The sequence below is a fragment of the Nitratiruptor sp. YY08-26 genome (assembly GCF_016593215.1).
GTDB classification, from domain to species: Bacteria; Campylobacterota; Campylobacteria; order Campylobacterales; family Nitratiruptoraceae; genus Nitratiruptor; species Nitratiruptor tergarcus.
In genome coordinates this window covers 251,070-274,344 of sequence record NZ_AP023063.1, presented here as the reverse complement: position 1 = coordinate 274,344, position 23,275 = coordinate 251,070, and the positions used below count along the sequence as shown (strand labels likewise).

Genomic DNA, 23,275 nt, shown 5'->3' with positions numbered 1-23,275 from the left:
TAATATATCTATCTGCAAGTGTAACAAAAAGAATTTTAAAAGAGTTTGAGCATTCTTTTCTATTCAAAAAGATAATATTGTCTGTTTCTGAATGTTACATAGATTCCTATCTATGCAAAAACCCCATCGATTTTTCATCACCAAAAGCTGAGATCTTCTCTTTTTGGATCTCTTCTATAAAATCACTCATAGTAAAAATCGGCTCCTCTTTGATAGCCACTTTATATGCAGTATTTTTTATAATAATATTGATTTGCCCACCAGTAAGATCATATTGTGCCAAAGTATTTATATCAAATCCTTGCTCATAATCTGCTTCTTTGGGTAACATCATCTCCCACAGCTTCACACGCTCTTGGAAACTAGGCTTTTTAAACTCTATTTTATAGTTAAAACGGCGAGAAAATGCACTATCGATTGTCTCAAGCAGATTTGTTGTAGCAATAAGCACTCCTTCAAAATTTTCAATCTGCTCTAAAAAGATATTTTGCATCTGGTTGTGCATTTTATCAGCACTGCTTCCAGGAGATTGGCTACGTGCACTTAAGAATTGATCTGCTTCATTGAGTAGAAGTACCGGCTCACTCTTAGCTTTTTGACTAAGATCCCTATAGGTATCAAAAATCTTGCGTACATTTTTTTCACTCTCACCCACATACATAGAGAGAATTTTAGAGCAATCAAAACTGAGCACCGGTTTTTTCAATGATTTTGCTAGTGAAAGCGCTGTAAGCGTCTTTCCCGTTCCTGGAGGACCGTAAAAGATGATCCTTGCATCAACGCCTCGTTTTTTTGTTTTAATACCCCACTTTTTGAGTCTCTCAGCTACGCGTCTATCCATCTGTCGCAAAAGGGCATCGAGGGTTTTTCTCGTCTCAGGATGCAACACCACATCATCTAAAGTTGTTTTTGGCTCAATAAGCTCAAAAATATCTTGCTCTTTTATGAGATTTTGGAGTTTGAGTTTTTTACTACGCTTACGATCTGGATGGACTATGCGCTGCATGATATCTTCTACAACAAAAAAGCTTCGAGAGAGATTACCAAAAGGGGTGAGCACCTCATCATAATCAATGAGCCCATTAGCTATAAGTTTTGCATGCTCTTCAAGAAGGGATCTATTTTCTATACGTTCATACTCATTAAAACTAATAAGATCAATAAGCGCATTCATCTCTCTCAAACCCCCCTCGTTCCCTGCATACTCCTCTTTTAAAAGAGCCAAAAAAATAATCTGCTCTTTTTGCGAAAGAGCATACTCTTGGAAGAGTTTTTCTACCTCAAGCTCTTTGGTTGTTACTTGTAATCTCTCTTTGATACGGTTTTCTAATAGATTGAGTTTGTTTTTGAGTCTATTTATTGTAGGAGCATCTGTGCTGTAGTTTTGACGTGCCTGTGCAATTTTTTGATAGATCTCTATGCGGAAAAATTGGTCCTCAAAATATTCAAGATGATCCTCATACGGCTTTATTTCAGGCAAAGCAAGCTCTACATTACCCTCTTCCAAAAGGCGCAAAAAGGGGACACTGAGAGCAATTTCGCTATGGAGAAGCTCTAACTTCGTAAAGTCATTGGATTTGAGTGAACCAAACCCACCTTGTACAATCCATCCTAAATCTAGCAGATTTTTTATCAAATGGAGCTTATCAAGATAGATAAACCTCTCTTCTCCGTAAATGTCATTCAGTACATCAAAAACATTTACCTCATCTTCACCATTGATGTACTCTTTAGTAAGATATTGTAAAATTTTCGCTTCCTCTTCACTCACCTTGAGGTGCGGGAAAATTTTGGCTTTTTTTACATCTTTGACTTGTAAAAAATCTTTTAAAAATTCCATTAACTCTCCATAAAAGAATATAAAAGTGCTATCTCTTTATCCCAGATAGTATCATCAATTGTTTCCAAAATCAAGGGAATATCTTTTATGCGTTCATCTTGCATAATTAAACGAAATGCATCAAGACCTATTTCTCCTTTGCCAAGAGAGTGGTGGCGATCTACTCGGCTTGCAAATTTGGCTTTAGAATCGTTAATGTGCATTCCCCGTAAATACTCAAATCCAACAATCTTATCAAACTCTTGCATTGTCTTTTCATAAGCCTCTTTTGTGCGTAAATCATACCCAGCTGCAAACATATGTGCAGTATCAAGACAAACTCCAACACGTGATTTATCAATAGATTTATCTATAAGATAGCGTAGATGTTCAAATTTGTATCCTAAATTGCTTCCTTGTCCCGCTGTATTTTCAATCACAAGGATAACATTGCTACTTTGCTTGAGCGTCTCATTCATAGCCTCACTAATGCGATCTAAACACTCCTCTTCACTTATCTTTTTAAGGTGACTTCCGGGATGAAAGTTGAGCTTATCAAGCCCTAATTGCTCACAGCGCTGCACTTCATCTATAAACGCATCAAGACTTTTTTGCCACTTCTCATCCTCTGGATGGCCTAGATTGATGAGATAACTATCATGTGGCAATATATGTTTTTTTTCAATACCAGCCTTTTCCACATACTCATTAAATTTTTCAATACTCTCACTTGATAGAGGCTTTGCTTTCCATTGGCGCTGGTTTTTTGTAAAGAGTGCAAAAGCTTTTGCACCAATTTTTTGTGCATTTTTAGGAGCATTTTCCACTCCTCCACTGGCACTTACATGCGCACCAATAAATTTACTCAATCTAACTCCTTTAGCTTTATCAATATTTTATTTTTACTATCTTTAAAATATACACCCTTTTTAGTTACCCGGTAGATTATAGCAAAGCGCTCATCCAAGATCTCTTGGAAAAATCCATCACCTCTTTTTTCTAAGTTTTTACCAGCAAATATTGGCTTACTTTCTAAAATATTACGTATAATATAAGATGGATAAAAGGGAGAAAGCACTTTTTCATTAAACATCGCATAGGACATGCACCGTCCATTTATACAGACTCTTTTACCTAAAATAAGCTCAAACAGAGGCTGTCCAGCACCATATGCTTGGAGTTTGAGACTTCCTCCTCGTTGCAAAAAACCACTAGCAGCAACTTTTATACTTTTCGTTTTGAAAACAAAACGCACTGGCTCACTTGTAATCTTTTGCTTCATAGCACATCCACTAAAAAATAAAACAATTATCATCAATATATTGAGAGAGTTTTTGCTATAATGCGAAGAAAAAAGATGTGGCATGAGTAACCTTGAGTTTTTTTTCTATCTCTTTGTTTATAGCTTCATTTTAACATATCTTGTTTTAGGCTTTATCATTAGTTTTGAAGCAATGCTAGCCCTCTATGATGTAAAGAGCGCAATTGAGTGGATACGAGAATGGCATAAACCTTCAACATTTAAAACTATGCTTATAATTTTTTTGCCCATGCTTCATCTTGCATACCTTTTTCTTGAGATCATCCCATATCTTCTTGGTTTCAATAAAACAATTCGCCCTTTTGATTTAGATCATATATTTCATGCAGCTTTTCCAAAGGAGAGCTTTTGACTCTTGCCATCATCGGTCTCGGCTACGTAGGCCTGCCATTAGCAGTAGAATTTGGTAAAAAGTATAAAACCATCGGATTTGATATTAATACTAAAAGAATTGAAGAGCTCAAAAATGGCTATGATAGAACATTAGAAGTAAGTAAAGAAGAACTCCAAGAAGCTAAAAACCTCTCCTTTACCTCCTCAATAGATGAGATTAAAGATGCAAATATCTATATCGTCACTGTTCCAACTCCAATAGATGAGCATAAAAATCCTGACCTCACTCCTCTCATCATGGCTAGTAGAACAGTTGGCAGAGTATTGAAAAAAGGTGATATTGTTATTTATGAATCAACTGTCTATCCAGGATGTACTGAAGAGGTGTGTGTACCAGAATTAGAGCGTGAAAGTGGACTAAAATTTAATAAAGATTTCTTCTGTGGCTATAGTCCCGAAAGAATCAATCCAGGAGATAAAAAACATAGACTTCCAACTATTAAGAAAGTAACTAGCGGCAGTACTCCAGAAGTTGCAAAAAAAGTAGATGAGCTCTATAAAAGCATCATCACCGCTGGAACACATTTAGCACCAAGTATCAAAGTAGCAGAGGCTGCAAAAGTAATAGAAAATGCTCAAAGAGATATCAATATTGCTTTTGTCAATGAACTAGCTTTAATCTTTGATAAATTAAATATCGATACACTGAATGTGCTTGAAGCAGCTGGAACGAAATGGAACTTCCTTCCCTTTCGTCCAGGTCTTGTTGGTGGACACTGTATCGGAGTAGATCCCTACTACCTAGCATACAAAGCAAAAGAGGTGGGATACCATCCACAAATAATACTTGCTGGTCGAAGAACAAATGATGAGATGGGCATCTTCGTAGCCAACAAGGTCGTGAAACTCCTTATCCATAAAGGACATAAGGTAAAGGGAAGCAAAGCATTGGTACTTGGAATAACTTTTAAAGAGAACTGTCCAGATATTAGAAATAGTAGAGTTATTGATGTAATACAAGAGCTACAAGATTTTGGAATCAAAGTAGATGTATATGATCCTTGGGCTGATAGTGAAGAAGTAAAAAGAGAGTATAATCTTGAGCTTTTAGCAAATGAGCCAAACTTTGCAGAGTATGATTCTATCATTTTAGCTGTTGCTCATGAGCAGTTTAAGAAGCTTGATTATCAAAAGATACCGAAATCAAGTATAGTGTTTGATATTAAGGGTATACTGCCAAAAGATATAGTGGATAAAAGGCTTTGATGAAAATCTATCTCTCCCCTCCTCACATGAGCGGTAAAGAGCTTGTATATATTGAAGAGGCTTTTGCAAGTAACTATATTGCTCCAGTTGGCGAATTTATAGACCGCTTTGAAGAAGCAGTCAAAGAGTATACAAATGCTAAGTATGCACTTGCACTTTGCAATGCTACTGCTGGTATTCATCTTGCCTTGCGTACTCTTGGAATCAAAGAGGGTGACAAGGTAGCAGTAAGCGATTTTACATTTATAGCATCTCTTGCACCAATTCTTTACCAAAAAGCCAAGCCAATTCTTATAGACTGCGATACAAGCTGGCAGATGGATCCCGAAGCACTAGAAATAGCACTCAAACGTGAGCACCCCAAAGCTGTGATAGTTACCCATCTTTATGGCCAAAGTGCCAATATCAAAGAGATTGCGAATCTATGCCAAAAGTATGGAGCGCATCTCATCGAAGATGCTGCAGAGTCTCTTGGAGCAAGGTTTGAGGAAAAACACACTGGTACATTTGGAATTTTTGGAGCATATTCCTTTAATGGCAATAAGATCCTCACAACCAGTGGTGGAGGCATGCTCATAGGAAAAGATGAAAAACTGATGCAAAAAGCCAGGTTCCTCTCCACACAGGCAAAAGAACCAGGATATCCATGGTATGAACACGAAACCTACGGATATAACTATCGTCTTAGCAACATTCTTGCAGCAATTGGTGTAGCGCAGATGGAAGTATTAGATGAGCGCATTGCAAAAAAGAGAGAAATTTTTGCTTGGTATCAAGAGTATCTTCAAGATAGCGCAACTTTTATGCCCGAACTCCCTGAAAGTTTTGGTAATAGATGGCTTACAACTGCACTCTTTGAAACCGATCCGTTACGTATCTACGAATCCCTTTTAAGCAAAGGTATCGAATCGCGTCCATTATGGAAGCCTATGCATCTACAACCACTCTGTAAAGATAATAAATTTTATGGAAAAGGAATGAGTGAACAACTCTTTCAACAGGGACTCTGTCTTCCTAGCGGTACACAACTCACAAAAGAGCAGGTAGAGGATATATGCGAAAAAATCATGACAGTTTGTTAAAACCAACGACAGGTAAAAGAGTCCTTTTTTTTATAATTGCAGATGCAATTTTTTCACTTTTATCTCTTCTTTTAGCCTATACTCTTCGTTATAGTTTTTCTATTCCTCCTATTGCTTGGCATGATTTTTGGAAGATCTATCTTGTTATAACTTCTATAAAAATTATTTTTCTCTACCTCTTTAAGCAGTACCACTTTACTTGGCGTTTCTATGGTCTTAGTGAAGCGCGCAAACTTCTGTTAGCACTCATAGGAGCATACAGCGTTGCTATCTTCCTTCTTTTTCCTTTACATGAAAAAGTATTGCTTTTCCCTCGCAGCGCACTTTTTATAGATTTTTTCCTCTCCCTTGTCTTTTTAGCAGCTGTTCGCATTGCAAAAAGAGTATGGATAGAATCGACAAAACATAAAAGTATCAAAACATGCGCCATTTATGGTATATCACCCAACACAAAAAACCTCATTGATGCATTTCTCAATGGTGAACTTGACTACAAACCCCTTGCAATCATCGATAATAACAGATCTGGCAACTTCCTTAGCTCTATACCGATTCTCTCTGAAGAGAAATTTTGGCAGCATCTCACTCCAGATGCACTTATAATTGCTACAAAACTGGAGCCTAAAAAATTACAGGATCTTGAAAAAAAAGCAAAAGAGCATGGTATTGATGAGATAAAGATCGCAACTCTTACAAAAGAGCCTTTACGTAATCTTGAGATTGAAGATCTCCTTGCAAGAAAACCGAGAGATTTGGACAGTAAAGCTATTCAAGAGTTTATAAAAGACAAGCGCGTGCTCATCACAGGTGCTGGCGGGAGTATCGGCAGCGAATTAGTACAACAATGTTTTGTATATGGGGCAAAAGAGGTAATAGGTGTTGAAATAAGTGAATACAATCTCTATGTAATTAGTGAAAAACACCCTTCACTTATTCCATATCTTTGCGATGTGACACAGTATAATGAAATTGCATCAATCATTCAAAAGCACAAACCTGATATTATTTTACACGCTGCAGCATATAAACATGTCCATCTTGCAGAGCTTAACCCCCAGGCAACTGTGAAAAATAATATTTTAGGTACTAAAAGCTGTATTGATGCTGCAATTGCGCATGAAGTGCCCCATTTTGTACTCATCTCAACAGACAAAGCTGTTAATCCAACAAATATTATGGGAGCTACAAAACGTGTTTGTGAACTTTATGCTCAAAGTATACCATCACACAATACTACAATCTGCGCTGTACGTTTTGGGAACGTACTTGGAAGTAGCGGAAGCGTTATACCAAAATTTAAAGCCCAAATTGAGCAGGGAGGACCTATTACTGTCACGCACCCAGAAATTACCCGCTACTTTATGCTCACAAGTGAAGCTTGCCAACTCGTTTTACAAGCTGCAACTATCGCAAAGGGTAAAGAGATATTTATTTTGGATATGGGTGAGCCTGTTAAAATAGTAGATCTTGCAAAAAAGATGATGGAGATTTACAATAAAGAGGTACCTATCAAATTTATTGGACTTCGTCCAGGAGAGAAGCTTTATGAAGAGATCCTCTTAGAAGGGGCAGAAGAACCAACACGCTATGAATCAATCTATATCGCTAAACCAGATCCAATTGATTTTGCAAAACTTAGAGAAAAGATAGAAGAGCTGCTACAAACACAAAATCCACAAAAAATTATCACTCTTTTACAAGAGCTCGTGCCTGAATTTCACCACACACCTCATCGATAAATTTTTTCATCCTCAAAAAGTGGGTACCATGCCAGTAAATACGTCCACACACTGGGCATATCCAAAATTTATTACACCATCCAATTACTTTTTGAGGAAGTCTATCAATAATTTCCTCTTTTGATACAGGTTGTAAAAAAGCATTATCTACTAAACATCTCGTAAATGGCTCACACTGCTTTACTGCAAAATGGCGCAATATTTCATAGATTTGCCCTTTTATCTCTTTTTCTTTTACCAAATAGACCCTGTCACTACGCTGCGCTAATCCTCTATCTTTTGTCAAGATATATCTCTTTTCCTTCGCAGCAATTTGGAGTAATGTACTATCATCTATTTGGTTGAAATAGAGTGTATCAAATCCCAAGAGACGCATATATTTTGCCACTTTTGCCAAATGCACATCGGCTATAAATCGGATACTATCCACGGTTTGCTCTTTTTTGCATAAGTTTGAGATGGTACATAAAAAAGCTCATAGCAAAAAGGAGTTTTAGCATCAGCAAAAACAATTGCTGTGAGTCTATTACCATATACTGCTCCAGTATCTATGCCAAAGCTCCAGCGATCAACTCTAGGGTATAAGAAGGGTTGATGCCCATATACTACATACCTATATCTTCCATCATAGAGTTCACTCCACCAAAAGTGTATATGCGGATCAGCATCATCGAGGGCAACAAATCTTCCATGAACATCAAGATAACGCACACGCATCACTTGTGCTGCACTTTTTTTATCAAGCTTTGCAAGATTTGTTGATGGCAAAATCCCACCATGTATAACTGTTAATGCATTAAATTGGAGAAAAAGTGGTAGACTTTGCAAAAATACAAAATCCTCTTTATCAAGAGTTTTATAGATCTCTTGCTCTTTGGCAGAGAGCTGCATCGGATTTGCAATCCCTTGAGTTAAAAAACGCTGTTCGTGATAGTAGTATCGTAAAAATTTATCTTCGTGATTTCCTCTTATAGCCTTAATGGAGTGTTCTTGCAAGTAGCAAAGAGTCTCTTTGGAGTATTGACCTTTTCCTATAAAATCCCCTACACTTACCTCAATATCCTCTTTTGTGACTCCTATTTTTTTGCGTAATAGTTTTAGTTCATTTAAGCAGCCATGAATATCTCCATAAACAATAACTCTTATACCTTCTCCTTCACCCTATTTCTCCCATCATTTTTAGCCTCATACAAAGCCTCATCAGCACGTATTATGAAGCTTTTTATTGTATCATTGTTTTTTAGTGCTGTTACACCAAAACTACAGGTCATCCGTTCAACTTCAGGAAATGTATACTCCTCTACTTTTCTCCGTAGCTTCTCAGCTACCATAAGAGCACCATTTAAATGGGTTCCTGGTAAAAGAACAATAAACTCTTCCCCACCCCACCGCACAAAATATTCAGATTCACGCAGATTACTTCGTACAACTTCACTCAACTCTTTTAAGACCTGATCACCTACAATATGGCCATATGTATCATTGATCTTTTTGAAAAAATCGATATCAAATAGAATAAGTGAAAGGGGACTTGAAACATGTTTTGCTTCGATAATCTTTAGCCCTATTATCTCATTGAAAGCTTCTTTGCTAAGTGCCCCTGTTAGGGCATCTCTTTTGAGTCTTCCTCGTTGCGTGGACTGAATTGTCTCTTTGTATTTTTCACTATACTCCTCTCTTTTTTTCATTTCCCTCATCTCTTGCAATCTATATTCTGCTCTTGCTGGAAAATAGGCAAACAAGAGTATCATTAAAAGAGGAAGCAGAAGATAGCGAAGGGATATTTCTATTGGCTCCATAACCACATATATTTGTAAAGATCCAAGAATAATACCTATAAATAGATAGAGCACAAAATATTTCGCATAGTATTTGAACACAAAGTATCCTTTTAAATCTTTTCAATACTCCCAATAACACGGCCTACTACTGTTACACTCTCTGGCTCAACCTCTTCTATAGCATAATTTGCATTATCAGAAACTAATTCTACCATTTTATCGGTTCGCAGACGAATTCTCTTTATAAATAATCCAGCATTTGTAGATATGAGAAAAAGTCCCCCTTTTTTGATATCTTGTTGTGAAGTATCTACAAAAGCGATACTTCCATCTTTCAATGTTGGTTCCATAGAATCGCCCAAAACATTGATGGCTTGAATATATTGTAACCTCTTTTTGCCTCCAAGAATCTCCACAATCTCTTCATCCAAAAAAAGTTTTTGTGAAACCAATTCATAGTTAAAAGCCCCTCCCCCAGCACTTGCATTAACCTCTTTAAAATATTTCACATATGCAAACTTCTCTGTCTCTTTATGCAAAGATGCAGGATCTTGATCATAAAGAAGCCAGTTGATACTAATGCGCCTCTTAGCACAAAAGTCAAGTAACTCTGGCAAAGGCAATCGCTTTCTTCTTTTGAGCATAGAAAAGTGCTCTGGCGTAAGACCGAGTACTGCTGCTACATCTTTATCATAAATTTTTCTCTCTCCAATCTCTTTTGAGATAATATCCTTTATCCGTTCCACAACCTCTTGAAAACCAAGCATACCTACTCCAATAAACATTTTGTTAATTATTCTACCATCTATTTAATAAATTGTTAATATTTTTAATAAGACTAAACAACTATAGGAGAAAAGCTATGAAAATCCATCTCGATCTTGATGCATTTTTCATATCAGCTGAACGCATTCGTAAGCCAAGTCTACGTAATATCCCTGCAGCTGTGGGAGGAAGGGGAGATCCCTTTATATTTAATAGTTTTAATAAAAATATAGATACAACCCATGCTAATAGTGGTGCCTTTGTACCTTCTATTATGTATGATGCTAAAAACAGTTTTGAAGAGTATTTTATTGAAGGGAAGAAAATTCGAGGTATTATCATCACTGCAAGTTATGAAGCAAGAAAATATGGCATTAAAACCGGTATGACTATACGAGAAGCTCTCCAGGTATATCCTTCGTTGCAAGTAGTCCCGCCAAATCATCTCTACTACCATGAACTCTCACACAAACTCCATCTATTTCTCAAAAAAGAGCTCCCAGCAGTTGAGCAGTTTAGCATCGATGAGTTTTTTGCAGATCTCAGTGGGTGGGTAAATGAGAGTGAAATAGAGCCATTTCTCCACTCACTCCAGCAAAAAATTCTCAAAACCTTTCACCTTCCCATATCCATAGGAGCTGCTAAGAGTAAATGGACAGCAAAACTTGCAACATCTTTTGCAAAACCTCACGGCATAAAAGTAGTACGTGATGTAGAGCAATTTATATCTCCTATTCCTATCGAGCAATTTCCAGGTATTGGAAGAGGCTATTGCAAACGCCTACGCAATTACGGTATTAAGACTTTAGGAGAGACAAAAGAGATAAAAGAGCTCTTTTACAGCTGGAAAAAGCCGGGTATAACCCTTTATAAAAGAATATGGGGTATTGATAATGAGCCAATAGAACATAAAAGTCCAAGAAAATCTGTAGGCATATCACGCACTATCGACCCCCTCATCGATCGCCAAGAACTGCAACGCCGTATAGTTATTCTGGCTCGCCATTTAGCTTTTAGTGTCGCAAGACTGCGTCTTGAACCAAAGTTTTATCTTTTAAGCTTGAAATATGAAAATGGAAGCAAAGCAAAAGCTCATACCCTCTCACACAAAATCTTTAGCGAGCAATTACTCAAAAACATCGCTTTAGAACTTTTAACTATGTGTGACATATTATCAGTAGAGCCAATTATTCGGATATCTTTGCACTGCTCGAGATTTTACGATCAAAAACTCTACGATATTTTCACATATGAGGGTGATAAAAAGTTGTACAATCTCTTCAATTCTACCAATCTTATAAGAAAAAAGTTTGGAATAGATAAGATAATGTGGGGGATAGAGATGCAAGGCGGCAAAGCCGCCATGGAGAATAGTTAGTTAAATGTTCTTCGAGGTCTCTCTTCTCTTGGTCGAGCCTCGTTTACTTTTAGAACTCTTCCTTCAAATTCTTTCCCGTCTAGCGCTTCAATAGCTGCTTGTGCACTGCTATCATCCATTTCAACAAAACCAAAACCTCTTGCACGTCCTGTTTCTCTATCTGTTATAAGCTTAACAGAATTTACATCGCCATACTGAGCAAAAAGCTCTCTGACATCCTCTTCACTTGATCTGTATGGGAGATTCCCTACATAAATTTGCTTCATCGATTGTTCCTTTGAAAATAATGCATCCCAAAAAATTTTTGGGTAAAAATATTATAGCTGTTTTTTAAAAAAAAAGATAGGGTATTGTATAAGTCCAATACATGTGGCACTCTTTGGATTTTTCCCTCTGTCATTATGCAAAAAATTATAGTAACAAGTCTATCTCTTAATATAAAGTTTATTTTTTTCTATATACTCATTTTTTTTAAAAAATATTCGATAATAATAAATAGCTTAAATTTATAAGCGTATTTCATACATTAAAGTTCTATGAAAAGGTACGGTTATGGCATTTAAACAACATCAAAGCTATGAAACAAGTTATGAGCAAGAAGAACAAATAGAACAAAGACAGCAGGTAATAAAAGAGGCTTCACAATCTGTACAAACATCATCTACAGGAGATGAAACAGTACAAGAAGAGCTTACTCGCATCTCACAAAACTTTATGAAAGAGATCGCAGAAGGATACACAGCTATTGAAGAGCTCAAGCAGACCATGGAGCAGATTGCCGCAGCTGCAGAAGAGAGTGCTGGTGCAGCAGAAGAGAGTCTTAGCGCTATTACGCAAATCAAAGAGAACTCTATAATGCTTGAAAAAGAGACAAATAAAATTGTTGGTATATCAAATGATTTACAAGAGGTATTTTTAGAGACGCAAGAAAGTATTGGTGATACAAAAAATGGAATGGAGCAAGCCTCTGGGTGGGCCAATAACATTGTACAAAAGAGTCAAGAGCTTTTTGAAACATCGCAAGAGATCACAGAAGCAGTCAATATCATTCGCAATCTTGCCCTTATTGCCCTCAATGCTGCAATTGAAGCAAGTCGTGTGAAAGAAGAGGGGGAGTCATTTAATGTAATGGCACGTGAGATTCGCCTGGTCGCTTCAAAATCGAATGTCTATGCCCATAAGATAGAGCAGGTTGTCGATATTATTAAAGATAAAGTCGAAAAAAGCAAGAACGATATTTTGCAAGTAAAAGATGAAATGGAAAACTCTTCCCAAAAAGCTGATAGTTCCCATCAAAAAATAGCTACTATGGTTCAAACGATGGAGCAATTTGTTAACGATATCGATGCACTGCTACAAAATATCCAAGAAGTAGTCAAAGAGATAGCTATATTACACAGAGGAGCAGAAACGATAGCTAGTGCAGCAGAAGAGAGCGCGAGTGCAGTAGCACAGGTCACAAGTACAATTAGTATGCAAAATACCGCTTTTTCTCAGATCGAAGAAGCAGCAAAAATGATAGATAATCTTATAGAATCTATGCACACAAATGATAAAGAAGCAATAAAGCATGAACTCGCTACTGCTTCAGAAGAGCTCTCCAGCTCTGTTTTTGAACTCAACAACTCTATGGAGCAGGTATTGGAAGCCCTTATGCAGATAGAGACAGCTGCAGAACTTGCTAAAAATGATGCACAAACAAATGCACAAGTTGCCCAAAAATGTCTAGGACACATTAAAGATGGAGTGGATAAAGTAGAAAATATTTATGATGAGATTCAAAATGTACAAAAAGAGTTTCAAGAGATAATAGAGCTTATCTCATACGTACAATATTCGACAAAACAAAACTATGGTCTTGCCAATGAACGGAAAAATGATTTACAGTTTATCAAATCAAAAATTTTGACACTCAGCAATCTTATTAGGAAAATAGAATTAGCAATTGTACAGGTTGCTAGTATCTCTATTAATGGTGCATTAGAAGCAATAAGACTTGGCGAAAAGGGCAAAGGATTTCGAGAGGTCTCTAACGATATCCGTAATCTCGCTATCGATTCTGAAAACGATCTGGACAAAATTATTGAAATCATTGATGAAATTCAAGATCAAAATGACACAATGCTCGTTGATATAAATAATATTATTCTCATTCAAGATCGAGAGCTCAATAAATTAGAGAAATTAAAAACAGAGCTTTCAAGAAATATGCAACAACTTGAACACGTTCAAAAAACGATTGAAACTTTCTCTGAAGCTACAAACCAGATGCTCCAAGCTCTCGAGCAATCCCTCATAGCATCACAGCAGATACAAGAGGCAGCTGAACTTAGCTTTACAAACTCGACACAATCAAAAGAAGCGGCGCAAATTATTAAAAATATTGCTAATCAGATGCAAAATGATATAAACCAGATTAATCTTGTTACCCAAAGGCTGTAGTTATGAAAACAACAGTTATAAAATTTCGCATTGATAATCAAGTATATGTCATTCCAACTGATTATATAAAACAGATCTTCTATGCACAAAAAATCGTCTCTATGCTTCACATGAATGATTATATAATTGGCAGCGTACAGCAAGGTATTTCACACTATCTGCTTCTTTGCCTTAAAAAGATTCTCAATATAAATGAATGTAAAGAGACAACAAATAAACCTGTATTGCTTTTAGAGTTTCAAAATAATGCTTATGCGTTTTTAATTGATGAAATTTTAGCCCTAGAAGAGTTTGATCAAAATAGCTCTAGAGCAGGTAGTCTTTATGAAAAAGATGATATTGTGTTTCAGGAACTTCCTCTCCAACATATTCTTCAATCTCTTACTTTTCCACCACTACAGCAAAGCGAAGAAAAAAAAGTTTCCCAAAATACAAAAGAGCATTTTCGGCCACTACTTCTTTTTACTTTACAAAATAGACTCTATGCTATAGATAACAGTTTTATTCACTCTATTGTTCCTATAACAAATATAGATCTCGTACAACAATTTCACCAAGAATGGATAACTGGAATCTATAATTTTAAAAATAGAGCTCTTAAAGTTGCTGATTTGGCTAAAAAACTCTCTTTAGAGTCATCAAAAGAGGGTTCTGTCATCATTTTACAAGATGATTCACAAGTACTTGGACTTTTAATAGAGCGTATTGAAGGGCTTTTAGATATTGCTTATGAAGATATTATAATTGAGAGCGATCCACAACAACTCTTTGAAGGGTATTTTCACTATCAAAACAGTATTATTCCAATTATCTCTTCATCTTTTATCCAAGATAGTATTAAAAAGTATGGACTTTTAATGAATACTCATAACACTTCTGCAAAAAAAGAGTATAAGTATGAAGAAGATTTTTTACTTATTTCACTCTTTCAAGAAGATTATGCTGTACCTATTGATAATATTATCACTATTTTAGAGCTTTCCAAAACTGATATCACCAATAATGCATTAACTACACATGAAAATGTACAAGGACTTATACTCTATAAAAACAAAACCTACCATCTCTTAAATATTGCAAAAATGCTCAAAAAAGATTTTATCCCAACTGATGAATCAAAAATTTTAATTATTAAGACTAACGAAGGACATGAATATGCTATCATTGTTGATAGTATCAAAGATATTGTCTCTGTCTCTAAAGCACATATTGCTTATCTTCCAAATACAATATCTCTGAGTGCAGGTATTGTTACTTTAGATACCAAGTCATTCAATCTCTTTAATATAGGATGGAAAACATTCAATTAGGCTTTTTGATAAATTATACTCTCTCCTTTTTTCACCCTTTTAAAAATCTCCATCTCTTCTGGGACCTTTTCGGCATGTCCCAAAAAGAGATATCCATGAGATTTTAAAAGAGCATGATACGTTGCTAATATCTCTTTACGTGTCTTTTCATCAAAATAGATAAGCATATTGCGTGAAAAGATAGCATCAAACTTTCCTAGTTTTTTCATAGCATAAAAGTCCATCACATTCACAACTTTAAAAGTAAGCCCTTTACGAATTTCATCAATAATCCTATATTGCTTGCCATCTTGTATGAAATATTTTTGCAATAGATGAGGAGGGATCTTACTGATACTTCTTTGATTAAAAACGCCATTTCGAGCTTTTTTTATCATCATAGAGTCAATATCTATACCAACGAGTACAAAGTCTCTCTTTGCAAAAAACTCTTTAGCATACTCCATAATGTAGATTGCAATAGAGTATAGCTCCTCACCTGAAGAGCTAGGAGCTGTCAAAATATTAATTGAATCACGAGATGAGCGTAAAGAATCAAGTTCTGGCACAGCCTCTTCCACGAGAGTTTTAAATTGATACTCTTCACGAAAGAAATAGGTCTCATTCACTGTTGAGAGATTGATAAGTTCTTGTAATAGATACTCATCTTTCCTAAAAACGAGATGGTGATAGAAACTCTCAAAATCTTCAAAGCCCTGTTTTTGTATGAAATCTTCAAATTTTCTTTTATAGATTTTTAGGAGTTTATCATCATCTATAAAAATGCCAGTTTTTGCTGCTATAAAATCTCTAAGTTTTATCAAATCAAAATCATTCATAAGTCCTCTTTTGATCATATATCTCAAAAAACTCTTCTAAAATACGCAATCTTTCAAAAAGTTCCTCTTGCAACCTAGTAGCATAGTTATGTACACTTTCACAATCTCCATATTTAACCAATATCTTAAGCTCTTCTTTTGAGATCGGGTAATTTTGCAATAATTTAGCTGTGTCATAGTGCTCACAACATGCCAATATATATGCAATAGTATTGTGTTGAATACCTCTGTTTTGACATGCAAGTAGTTCCTGTAACAACTGCTGATCCTCTTCTCTTTTGAGACAATTAAGTCGAGCAAATATATAGCTTGAAAGTTTTTCTATATCTTTTTTTTGACATTGTTGCAAAAGTGTTCGAAGAAGATAATGAAACTCTTTATGCACAAGCATATAATCTATAGCGGCAAATACTTCTTCTTCACTATACTCTTCAAAGGCTTCAATATAGCGACTTGCCTCTTGAAACTCTTTAAATCGCGAAATTGGTATTTCAGCTTCTACTTTTTTTAACGCCATTACTACTCCCAAATGCAATTATCTCTTGTAAAATCTCATCAAAATGGAGCACTTTTACAGCTCCACCTCTCACATAAGCCTCTTTTGGCATTCCATAAACTGTTGCACTCTCCTCACTCTCCGCAATAGTATAAGCTCCAGACTTTTTGAGTGCAACCATGCCATCTGCCCCATCATCACCAATACCTGTTAATAACACGGCCATAATATTTTTTGGATTCATAACCTCCAATGCACTAAAAAACATCTCATTCACACTAGGCACAAAAAAGCGATTACTAAAATTTGGAACCAACTTGCATACAATTTTACTCCCATCTCTACGAAAATGAAGATGCCTGCCACCTTTACCAATAATTATCTTTCCTGGCGTAAGTTCTTCGCCATTATTTGCTTCAACTACGCTATTTTGACTTATAGTATTCAGCCTTTGAGCAAATTTATCTGTAAATGTATCTGGCATATGCTGCACAACACATACTGGATATGGATATGTTGCAGGAAGAGACCTTGTAATAGCTTCAATAAGTTTTGGACCCCCAGTAGATGCACCAATGAGGACATATTTTTTGTCCTCATTTGGTAAAAATTTTGCAGGCTTTTCTATAGAATTAGGTTGGCGTAATGGCTTATTTTTCCTTCTTAAAAGAGATAATTTATTGATCTTCATACTATCTCGCACTTTATTCTCAAGCTCTTTTATAAAACCCTCTTCCCCTGTTACAACCTTTGAATTTGGCTTTTTGATATAATCAAGCGCACCTAATTCAAGCGCTCTCATTGCAATCTCACCATTTTCAATTACATAAGCACTAATAACTAAAACCCGTGTGGGGTTTTCTTGCATTATGGACTCTAAAACTTCAAGTCCACTTTTTTTAGGCATTTCGATATCAAGAGTTATAAAATCATATCTATTTTCTAAGGCTTTTTTTTCGCCCTCTTCTCCATCTTTTGCTACTTCCACTTCAAATCCAAGCCTTTCGAGCTCCTTTTTTAAAAATCTGCGCACTAACGCTGAATCATCAATAACAAGCGCCTTTTGGCCCTTTTTCATCTATTTCCTTTTAAATTTTTGCTTACATAATATTATATCTTTAAAGAGCTATTTAAACAATGATGATTGTTCAGTTTATTGCTAAATTTTCTGTGAACCATAATTGAATGTAATAAATTTAACTAAAAACGATGAGGAATTTCTGAAAATGTCAAAGAGCATGCGCAAAATTTTCCATGATTTAAATTACATGTCCCGAGCGGGATTCGAACCCACGACCTTCAGATTAGGGAAATTAAGGTCTATTTAAGATTAAGATTGATTTTGATTGATAATAGCGTATTTATGGGGATTCCTATTTTCTTATAGATTGCTTAAAATGGATATATTTTGACTAAAAGACGACACTCAGGACGACACCCATTGCAAAACTTAAACACTAAATCACTAAATTTTCTACCTATAAGATGAGATAATATCTTCCTTTCTTAATCCAATAAACACTATTTTTCTCTTATGCTGCAAATACTACTCAATCGATCATCCAACCTTAAAAGATATCAATGCAAATCAATGCAAATCAATCGTATGATATAATAGATTAAAAGTGCGATTACAAAGGATAAACAATGATAAGCGCAAACGATTTAAAGGTGAAGGGTATCAAAGCAATAGAAGCTGAACTCAAAAAGAAGCCTGAGGCTATCATCACCTTTAGAGGGAAGCCAAAGTATATTGTTTTGCCTTTAGAGGAGTATGAAAGAGCTAAAAAGCTTGATAAGAGATATATTGAGTTTTTGGAAGAGAGAGCATTAGGTAAAGTCAAAGAGGTAACGGCAAAAGAGCATATACAAGAGCTTATGAATGAAATACAAAATACTACAGAGTGAAAAATACCTCAAAAGGGCTGCAAAGTTTTTTAAAAAGCATCCCAATCTTTTACCAAAATACAAAAAGGTTATAGAGCAGCTGGAAAATGATCCATACTATCCCTCTTTGAGACTCCATAAGCTCAAAGGAGATCTAAACGAATATTACAGCGTATCAATAGATATGCACTATAGAATTGTCATAGACCTCATCATCACTGATAAAGAGATAATCTTACTCGATATTGGGAGTCATGATGAGGTGTATTGATAACGGCAACATTACGGCTATACAAAAGGTAAACATTGGCGATAGATAATACAGCTAAAACGAAAATAGCCCCTAACCTCTACCTTATCGGAAACTACAAAAAAGAGCAGCCTACCAAGTTTTTATTTGATTTTACGCATCTCAAAAAGCGATACCGCAAAGTAATCACTCTCGATAATCCTCTATGGGATAAACACACACGTATTAACGAAGCTAAAAGGTTGCTACAACACTATAAAGAGGAAGTAAGACAAGGACGCAAACCAGATGAAAAAATCACCATTACACAACTATTCAATCTCTACATATCACAAAAACCCTCCACTTCCTGGACGCAAGAGCAAAAGCGGTTTTTTGCTATTCATATCCAACCGCATATAGGAAGCAGACGAGCGATCGATCTTAAACCTTTTGAAGTGAGAAAGATAATAGCCAAGATGGATGCTAATGGATACTCTAAGGCGCATCAGGCAAAAGTTAAGCGTATTCTCAATCCTATGTATAAATTTGCCATAGAAAACGACATACTCATTAAAAATCCTATAGAGAGGATTATTATAAAAGTCCCGTTACAACGCAAAATCATTACGAATGCTGCTCAAAAGTTTATCGCTGTCTATGACGCTATCAAATCTATCTATAAAGACGATCCATACTATCAGGCTATCTTTTTATTTGAACTATTTGGCAGGCGTAAAAATGAAGTGCTGCATCTTAAATGGGAAGATGTAGACCTCGTCAATGGCTACTATTGGCTACAAAAGACCAAAGCCAATTGATTAAGATTTATAGCTATTTATGGATTTTGAAGCTTAATTCTTAAGAAAAGAATATAACTCTTTCGATTTATAATAATTGTTTATGATTAATTTGTATTGATTTCAATATCAATGATAGCATAATTATATAAGCATTAGAAAGGTTTATAAGTAGTTGCAAGTTACAATTAAGAAGACGACACCCAAGACGACACCCACCGCTTTCTTAAACTTTGCAAAATCCTCTAAAAGCCCGATTTTATGGTATGTCCCGGGCGGGATTCGAACCCACGACCTTCGGATTAGGAATCCGATGCTCTATCCTGCTGAGCTACCGGGACGCACAAACATATATTGTACCAGTAGGAGTAAAGGCACTATGAGGAGTATTTGGCTCGCTCTCTAAGCGATCACCTGGCTCTAATTGTATCGTCTTACCATCTTGTGTAATTTCTAAAACACCATCAATTACCCATCGCACTTCATAGTGTGGATGTGTATGCACGGGATAGCTTGTATGTGGCTCGTCATGCCATGTGAAGATATTGAAGAAACCCTCCTTTTGGAGAGTCTCTTTGATTGTTTTTTCTTCTCTTATACCGGTTTTTATAACCTTAGCCATTACGTTTTTTGATGATCTCATCTGCAACGTTTTTAGGTACCTCCTCATAATGATCAAATTCCATAGAGTACGTACCTCGACCCTGTGTGAAAGATCGTAAATCAGTTGAGTATCCAAACATCTCTGCAAGTGGAACCATAGCAGTTACGATTTTGTTACCTGCTCTATCTTCCATACTTTGCACCTGACCACGTCTTCTATTGATATCACCGATAACATCACCCATGTACTCTTCTGGAACTTCAACCTCTACTTTCATGATTGGCTCAAGAAGTACTGGATTTGCTTTTTTAGCTGCTTCTTTAAAAGCCATAGAACCAGCGATTTTAAATGCCATTTCACTAGAGTCAACATCGTGGTAGCTTCCATCATAAAGTGTAGCTTTTACATCAACTACTGGATATCCAGCTACAACACCGTTTTGCATTGCCTCTTGGATACCTTTATCAACTGCTGGGATATACTCTTTTGGAATAACACCACCGGTTATGTTGTTTACAAACTCATACCCTTTACCAGGCTCTTGTGGTTCAAGTTTGATAAATACGTGACCATATTGACCACGACCACCAGACTGTTTTGCATATTTGTACTCTTGATCAACAGGAGCTTTGATAGTTTCTCTATATGCAACTTGTGGCTGACCAACTTCTGCATCTACTTTAAATTCACGCTTCATTCGATCAACGATGATTTCAAGGTGCAACTCACCCATACCAGAAATAATTGTCTGACCTGTCTCTTCATCAGTATGAACTCTAAAGCTCGGATCCTCTTCTGCAAGTTTGGCTAATGCTGTAGCCATCTTCTCTTGGTCTGCTTTTGTTTTTGGCTCAACTGCAACAGAAATAACTGGCTCTGGGAACTCCATCTTTTCCAAAATAACTGGATGATTTTCATCACAAAGCGTATCACCAGTAAGTGTATATTTAAGTCCAACAACTGCACCAATCTCACCTGCTGGAAGCTCTTTAATCTCTTCACGTTTATTTGCATGCATTTTGAGAAGTCGCCCAACACGCTCTTTTTTCTCTTTTGTTGAGTTCAGTACATAGCTTCCGCTAGTAATCTGTCCTCTATAGACCCGAATGAATGAGAGCTGTCCAACAAATGGATCTGTCATAATTTTGAATGCAAGTGCAGCAAATGGACCATTGTCTGTAGATTCAACACTTACTTCCTCTCCCGTTTTTGGATCGATTCCTTTAATCCAACTAACTTCTGTTGGAGCTGGAAGGTAATCAACAACTGCATCAAGAAGTGTTTGTACCCCTTTATTTTTAAATGCACTACCACAAAGCATTGGAGTGATAGTCATATCTAGAGTACCTTTTTTGATACCTTTTTTGATCTCTTCTATTGTAAGCTCTTCACCACCAAGATATTTATCTAAAAGCTCTTCATCAGTTTCTGCAACTGCTTCGATGAGCTTTTCTCGGTACTCTTCTGCTTTTTCTTTAAGATCTTCTGGGATATCGATTACTTCATATTTTGCTCCCATTGTCTCGTCATCCCAGACAATTCCTTTCATCTCTACAAGATCAACTACACCACGGAAGTTATCTTCTGCACCTATAGGAATCTGAATAGGAACTGGATTTGCTTTGAGTCTTTCTCTAATTTGATTTTCAACATTGAAAAAGTCTGCTCCAATTCTATCCATTTTGTTTACAAAAACGATTCTTGGAACATGGTATTTGTTTGCCTGTCTCCATACTGTCTCAGATTGCGGTTGCACACCACCAACAGCACAAAAAACTGCTACAGCACCATCAAGAACACGCATACTGCGCTCAACTTCAATTGTAAAGTCAACGTGTCCCGGAGTATCGATGATGTTAATTTGGTGATCTTTCCAAAAACATGTAGTTGCAGCTGAAGTAATTGTAATACCTCTCTCTTTTTCCTGTTCCATCCAGTCCATTGTCGCTGCACCTTCGTGCACCTCACCTATTTTATGAGAGATTCCTGTGTAGTAGAGAATTCGCTCTGTCGTAGTGGTTTTTCCTGCATCAATATGTGCAGCAATACCTATATTTCTAACCTTTTCTATAGGAGTCTTTCTTGCCATCTGTTATCCTTTATCGTTTTTGGAGAATTATGTTTTTATATGTGTAGTAACGAGAGAAGTTCTCTCGTTCTTTGAAGAAATCCGTAATATCGGTTTTTTTTACCATCTGTAGTGTGCAAATGCTTTATTGGCTTCTGCCATTTTGTAAGTATCTTCTTTCTTCTTATATGCTGCTCCTCGTTTATTCGCAGCATCAAGAAGTTCATTTGCCAAACGCTCAGCCATTGTACGTTCATTTCTATTTCTGGCTGCATCCACTATCCATCTAATTGCTAGAGATTGTTGCCTTACTGGTCTTACTTCAACCGGTACTTGGTAAGTCGCCCCGCCTACTCTTCTACTCTTTACTTCGAGCAAAGGTTTAACATTTTCAATCGCTTCATTAAAGACATCAATACCTTTTGCTTCTTTATCTTTTTCTTCAATTAACTTCAATGCATTGTAAAAAATCTTTTGTGCAACACTTTTCTTTCCGTCCCACATCAATTTATTAATAAACTTTGTTACTAATTTACTGCCATAAATAGGATCCGGCATTACTTCTCGTACTGGCGCTCTTCTTCTTCTCACTTCTAGCTCCCTTCAATTTTTTAATTTACTCAGACGACTAAGCCTCGCCTGTGGCTATGAGTGAGTCATTAAATCTCTTTAATTTCTCACTATTTTTTTACGATTATTTTGGTTTTTTAGTACCGTATTTTGATCGTGATTTCTTTCTATTTGCAACACCCGCAGTATCGAGTGCACCCCTAACAATGTGATATTTCACACCTGGTAAGTCTTTTACCCTACCACCACGTACTAGAACAATAGAGTGTTCTTGGAGGTTGTGACCTTCACCTGGAATATAGCTAATTACCTCATATCCTGAAGTAAGTCTTACTTTTGCAACTTTACGAAGTGCAGAGTTTGGTTTTTTAGGTGTAGTAGTATAGACTCTTGTACATACTCCTCTTCTTTGAGGGCATTTTACAAGAGCAGGCGATTTAGACTTTTTAATGACCTTTTTTCTCTCTTTTCTTACCAACTGGTTGATTGTAGGCACGTTCTCTTCCTTTCTCTAAAATTAGTGGCTAATTATATAGAAATTTAAATTATATTTAGCTTAAATTAAAC

Annotated in this window: 25 protein-coding genes and 1 tRNA gene; 10 read left to right on the top strand and 16 right to left on the bottom strand. The window is 36.2% G+C overall.

Annotation, left to right across the window (positions count from 1 at the left end):
* Positions 1-106: 106 nt before the first annotated feature.
* From JG738_RS01650 to JG738_RS01640, 3 genes are read right to left on the bottom strand one after another with little or no spacing between them, the layout of a single operon-like run.
* Complete coding sequence (locus JG738_RS01650) at positions 107-1,840, bottom strand: ATP-binding protein (RefSeq protein ID WP_084275236.1); 1,734 nt, start codon at positions 1,838-1,840, stop codon at positions 107-109.
* On the bottom strand, positions 1,840-2,688 hold the full coding sequence (nfo, locus tag JG738_RS01645; protein ID WP_201338016.1) for a deoxyribonuclease IV: 849 nt from the start codon (positions 2,686-2,688) through the stop codon (positions 1,840-1,842). Before nfo ends, JG738_RS01650 begins: the two co-directional genes overlap by 1 nt.
* A complete protein-coding gene (locus JG738_RS01640; protein WP_201338015.1) occupies positions 2,685-3,185 on the bottom strand; it encodes a hypothetical protein in 501 nt (166 codons plus the stop codon). Before JG738_RS01640 ends, nfo begins: the two co-directional genes overlap by 4 nt.
* Here JG738_RS01640 and JG738_RS01635 point away from each other — a divergent pair.
* The 4 genes from JG738_RS01635 to JG738_RS01620 are packed head-to-tail and all read left to right on the top strand — an operon-like array spanning position 3,184 to position 7,560.
* On the top strand, positions 3,184-3,492 hold the full coding sequence (locus JG738_RS01635; RefSeq protein ID WP_201338014.1) for a hypothetical protein: 309 nt from the start codon (positions 3,184-3,186) through the stop codon (positions 3,490-3,492). The genes JG738_RS01640 and JG738_RS01635 overlap by 2 nt on opposite strands.
* On the top strand, positions 3,489-4,739 hold the full coding sequence (gene tviB / locus JG738_RS01630; protein WP_305080199.1) for a Vi polysaccharide biosynthesis UDP-N-acetylglucosamine C-6 dehydrogenase TviB: 1,251 nt from the start codon (positions 3,489-3,491) through the stop codon (positions 4,737-4,739). Before JG738_RS01635 ends, tviB begins: the two co-directional genes overlap by 4 nt.
* A complete protein-coding gene (locus tag JG738_RS01625; protein ID WP_201338013.1) occupies positions 4,739-5,821 on the top strand; it encodes an aminotransferase class V-fold PLP-dependent enzyme in 1,083 nt (360 codons plus the stop codon). The genes tviB and JG738_RS01625 overlap by 1 nt, the downstream gene beginning before the upstream one ends.
* Entirely contained in the window at positions 5,794-7,560 is a 1,767-nt protein-coding gene (locus JG738_RS01620; protein ID WP_201338012.1) for a nucleoside-diphosphate sugar epimerase/dehydratase, read from the top strand. The genes JG738_RS01625 and JG738_RS01620 overlap by 28 nt, the downstream gene beginning before the upstream one ends.
* Here the strand turns inward: JG738_RS01620 and JG738_RS01615 are convergent.
* From JG738_RS01615 to JG738_RS01600, 4 genes are read right to left on the bottom strand one after another with little or no spacing between them, the layout of a single operon-like run.
* Entirely contained in the window at positions 7,508-7,990 is a 483-nt protein-coding gene (locus JG738_RS01615) for a Mut7-C RNAse domain-containing protein (RefSeq protein ID WP_201338011.1), read from the bottom strand. The two genes, JG738_RS01620 and JG738_RS01615, sit on opposite strands and share 53 nt — an antisense overlap.
* Positions 7,969-8,682 (bottom strand): metallophosphoesterase, encoded by a 714-nt coding sequence (locus JG738_RS01610; protein ID WP_236583230.1) that lies wholly within the window; start codon positions 8,680-8,682, stop codon positions 7,969-7,971. The genes JG738_RS01615 and JG738_RS01610 overlap by 22 nt, the downstream gene beginning before the upstream one ends.
* A gap of 20 nt (positions 8,683-8,702) precedes the next feature.
* On the bottom strand, positions 8,703-9,440 hold the full coding sequence (locus tag JG738_RS01605; RefSeq protein WP_201338010.1) for a GGDEF domain-containing protein: 738 nt from the start codon (positions 9,438-9,440) through the stop codon (positions 8,703-8,705).
* An 11-nt stretch (positions 9,441-9,451) separates the two neighbouring features.
* Complete coding sequence (locus JG738_RS01600; RefSeq protein WP_236583175.1) at positions 9,452-10,126, bottom strand: S24 family peptidase; 675 nt, start codon at positions 10,124-10,126, stop codon at positions 9,452-9,454.
* 77 nt (positions 10,127-10,203) lie between these two features.
* Between JG738_RS01600 and JG738_RS01595 the strand changes: the two genes are divergently transcribed.
* The gene (locus JG738_RS01595) at positions 10,204-11,484 is read left to right on the top strand and encodes a DNA polymerase IV (protein WP_201338009.1); all 1,281 of its coding nucleotides are present in this window, start codon (positions 10,204-10,206) and stop codon (positions 11,482-11,484) included.
* Here the strand turns inward: JG738_RS01595 and JG738_RS01590 are convergent.
* Positions 11,481-11,750, bottom strand: a complete 270-nt coding sequence (locus JG738_RS01590; protein ID WP_084275225.1) for an RNA-binding protein — start codon at positions 11,748-11,750, stop codon at positions 11,481-11,483. The two genes, JG738_RS01595 and JG738_RS01590, sit on opposite strands and share 4 nt — an antisense overlap.
* 286 nt (positions 11,751-12,036) lie before the next feature.
* Between JG738_RS01590 and JG738_RS01585 the strand changes: the two genes are divergently transcribed.
* Complete coding sequence (locus JG738_RS01585; protein WP_201338008.1) at positions 12,037-13,926, top strand: methyl-accepting chemotaxis protein; 1,890 nt, start codon at positions 12,037-12,039, stop codon at positions 13,924-13,926.
* 2 nt (positions 13,927-13,928) lie between these two features.
* Positions 13,929-15,236 (top strand): chemotaxis protein CheW, encoded by a 1,308-nt coding sequence (locus JG738_RS01580; RefSeq protein WP_201338007.1) that lies wholly within the window; start codon positions 13,929-13,931, stop codon positions 15,234-15,236.
* Here JG738_RS01580 and JG738_RS01575 read toward each other — a convergent pair.
* From JG738_RS01575 to cheB, 3 genes are read right to left on the bottom strand one after another with little or no spacing between them, the layout of a single operon-like run.
* A complete protein-coding gene (locus tag JG738_RS01575; protein WP_201338006.1) occupies positions 15,233-16,054 on the bottom strand; it encodes a protein-glutamate O-methyltransferase CheR in 822 nt (273 codons plus the stop codon). The genes JG738_RS01580 and JG738_RS01575 overlap by 4 nt on opposite strands.
* Positions 16,047-16,571, bottom strand: a complete 525-nt coding sequence (locus JG738_RS01570) for a hypothetical protein (RefSeq protein ID WP_201338005.1) — start codon at positions 16,569-16,571, stop codon at positions 16,047-16,049. The genes JG738_RS01575 and JG738_RS01570 overlap by 8 nt, the downstream gene beginning before the upstream one ends.
* Positions 16,546-17,628: a chemotaxis-specific protein-glutamate methyltransferase CheB gene (gene cheB / locus JG738_RS01565; RefSeq protein ID WP_201338004.1), complete on the bottom strand. Its 1,083-nt coding sequence runs from the start codon at positions 17,626-17,628 to the stop codon at positions 16,546-16,548. Before cheB ends, JG738_RS01570 begins: the two co-directional genes overlap by 26 nt.
* Before the next feature lie 569 nt (positions 17,629-18,197).
* On the opposite strand from cheB, the gene JG738_RS01560 reads away from it, so the two are divergent.
* Genes JG738_RS01560 through JG738_RS01550 form a run of 3 tightly spaced genes read left to right on the top strand, consistent with a single transcriptional unit; the run spans position 18,198 to position 19,487 of the window.
* Entirely contained in the window at positions 18,198-18,458 is a 261-nt protein-coding gene (locus JG738_RS01560; RefSeq protein WP_201338003.1) for a hypothetical protein, read from the top strand.
* Complete coding sequence (locus tag JG738_RS01555) at positions 18,433-18,708, top strand: type II toxin-antitoxin system mRNA interferase toxin, RelE/StbE family (RefSeq protein ID WP_201338002.1); 276 nt, start codon at positions 18,433-18,435, stop codon at positions 18,706-18,708. Before JG738_RS01560 ends, JG738_RS01555 begins: the two co-directional genes overlap by 26 nt.
* 35 nt (positions 18,709-18,743) lie before the next feature.
* Positions 18,744-19,487, top strand: coding sequence for a hypothetical protein (locus tag JG738_RS01550; RefSeq protein WP_201338001.1), 744 nt, complete (start codon positions 18,744-18,746; stop codon positions 19,485-19,487).
* A gap of 246 nt (positions 19,488-19,733) precedes the next feature.
* Here JG738_RS01550 and JG738_RS01545 read toward each other — a convergent pair.
* From JG738_RS01545 to rpsL, 5 genes are all read right to left on the bottom strand, one after another.
* A tRNA-Arg gene (locus tag JG738_RS01545) sits at positions 19,734-19,807 on the bottom strand.
* A complete protein-coding gene (locus tag JG738_RS01540; RefSeq protein ID WP_201338000.1) occupies positions 19,798-20,088 on the bottom strand; it encodes a cupin domain-containing protein in 291 nt (96 codons plus the stop codon). The genes JG738_RS01545 and JG738_RS01540 overlap by 10 nt, the downstream gene beginning before the upstream one ends.
* Positions 20,081-22,159 carry an elongation factor G gene (fusA, locus tag JG738_RS01535; RefSeq protein WP_201337999.1) on the bottom strand — a complete coding sequence of 693 codons (2,079 nt, stop codon included), beginning with the start codon at positions 22,157-22,159 and terminating at the stop codon, positions 20,081-20,083. Before fusA ends, JG738_RS01540 begins: the two co-directional genes overlap by 8 nt.
* Positions 22,160-22,258: 99 nt before the next feature.
* Positions 22,259-22,729: a 30S ribosomal protein S7 gene (rpsG, locus tag JG738_RS01530; RefSeq protein WP_084275205.1), complete on the bottom strand. Its 471-nt coding sequence runs from the start codon at positions 22,727-22,729 to the stop codon at positions 22,259-22,261.
* A gap of 103 nt (positions 22,730-22,832) precedes the next feature.
* Positions 22,833-23,204 (bottom strand): 30S ribosomal protein S12, encoded by a 372-nt coding sequence (gene rpsL, locus JG738_RS01525; RefSeq protein ID WP_084275204.1) that lies wholly within the window; start codon positions 23,202-23,204, stop codon positions 22,833-22,835.
* Positions 23,205-23,275 lie beyond the last annotated feature (71 nt).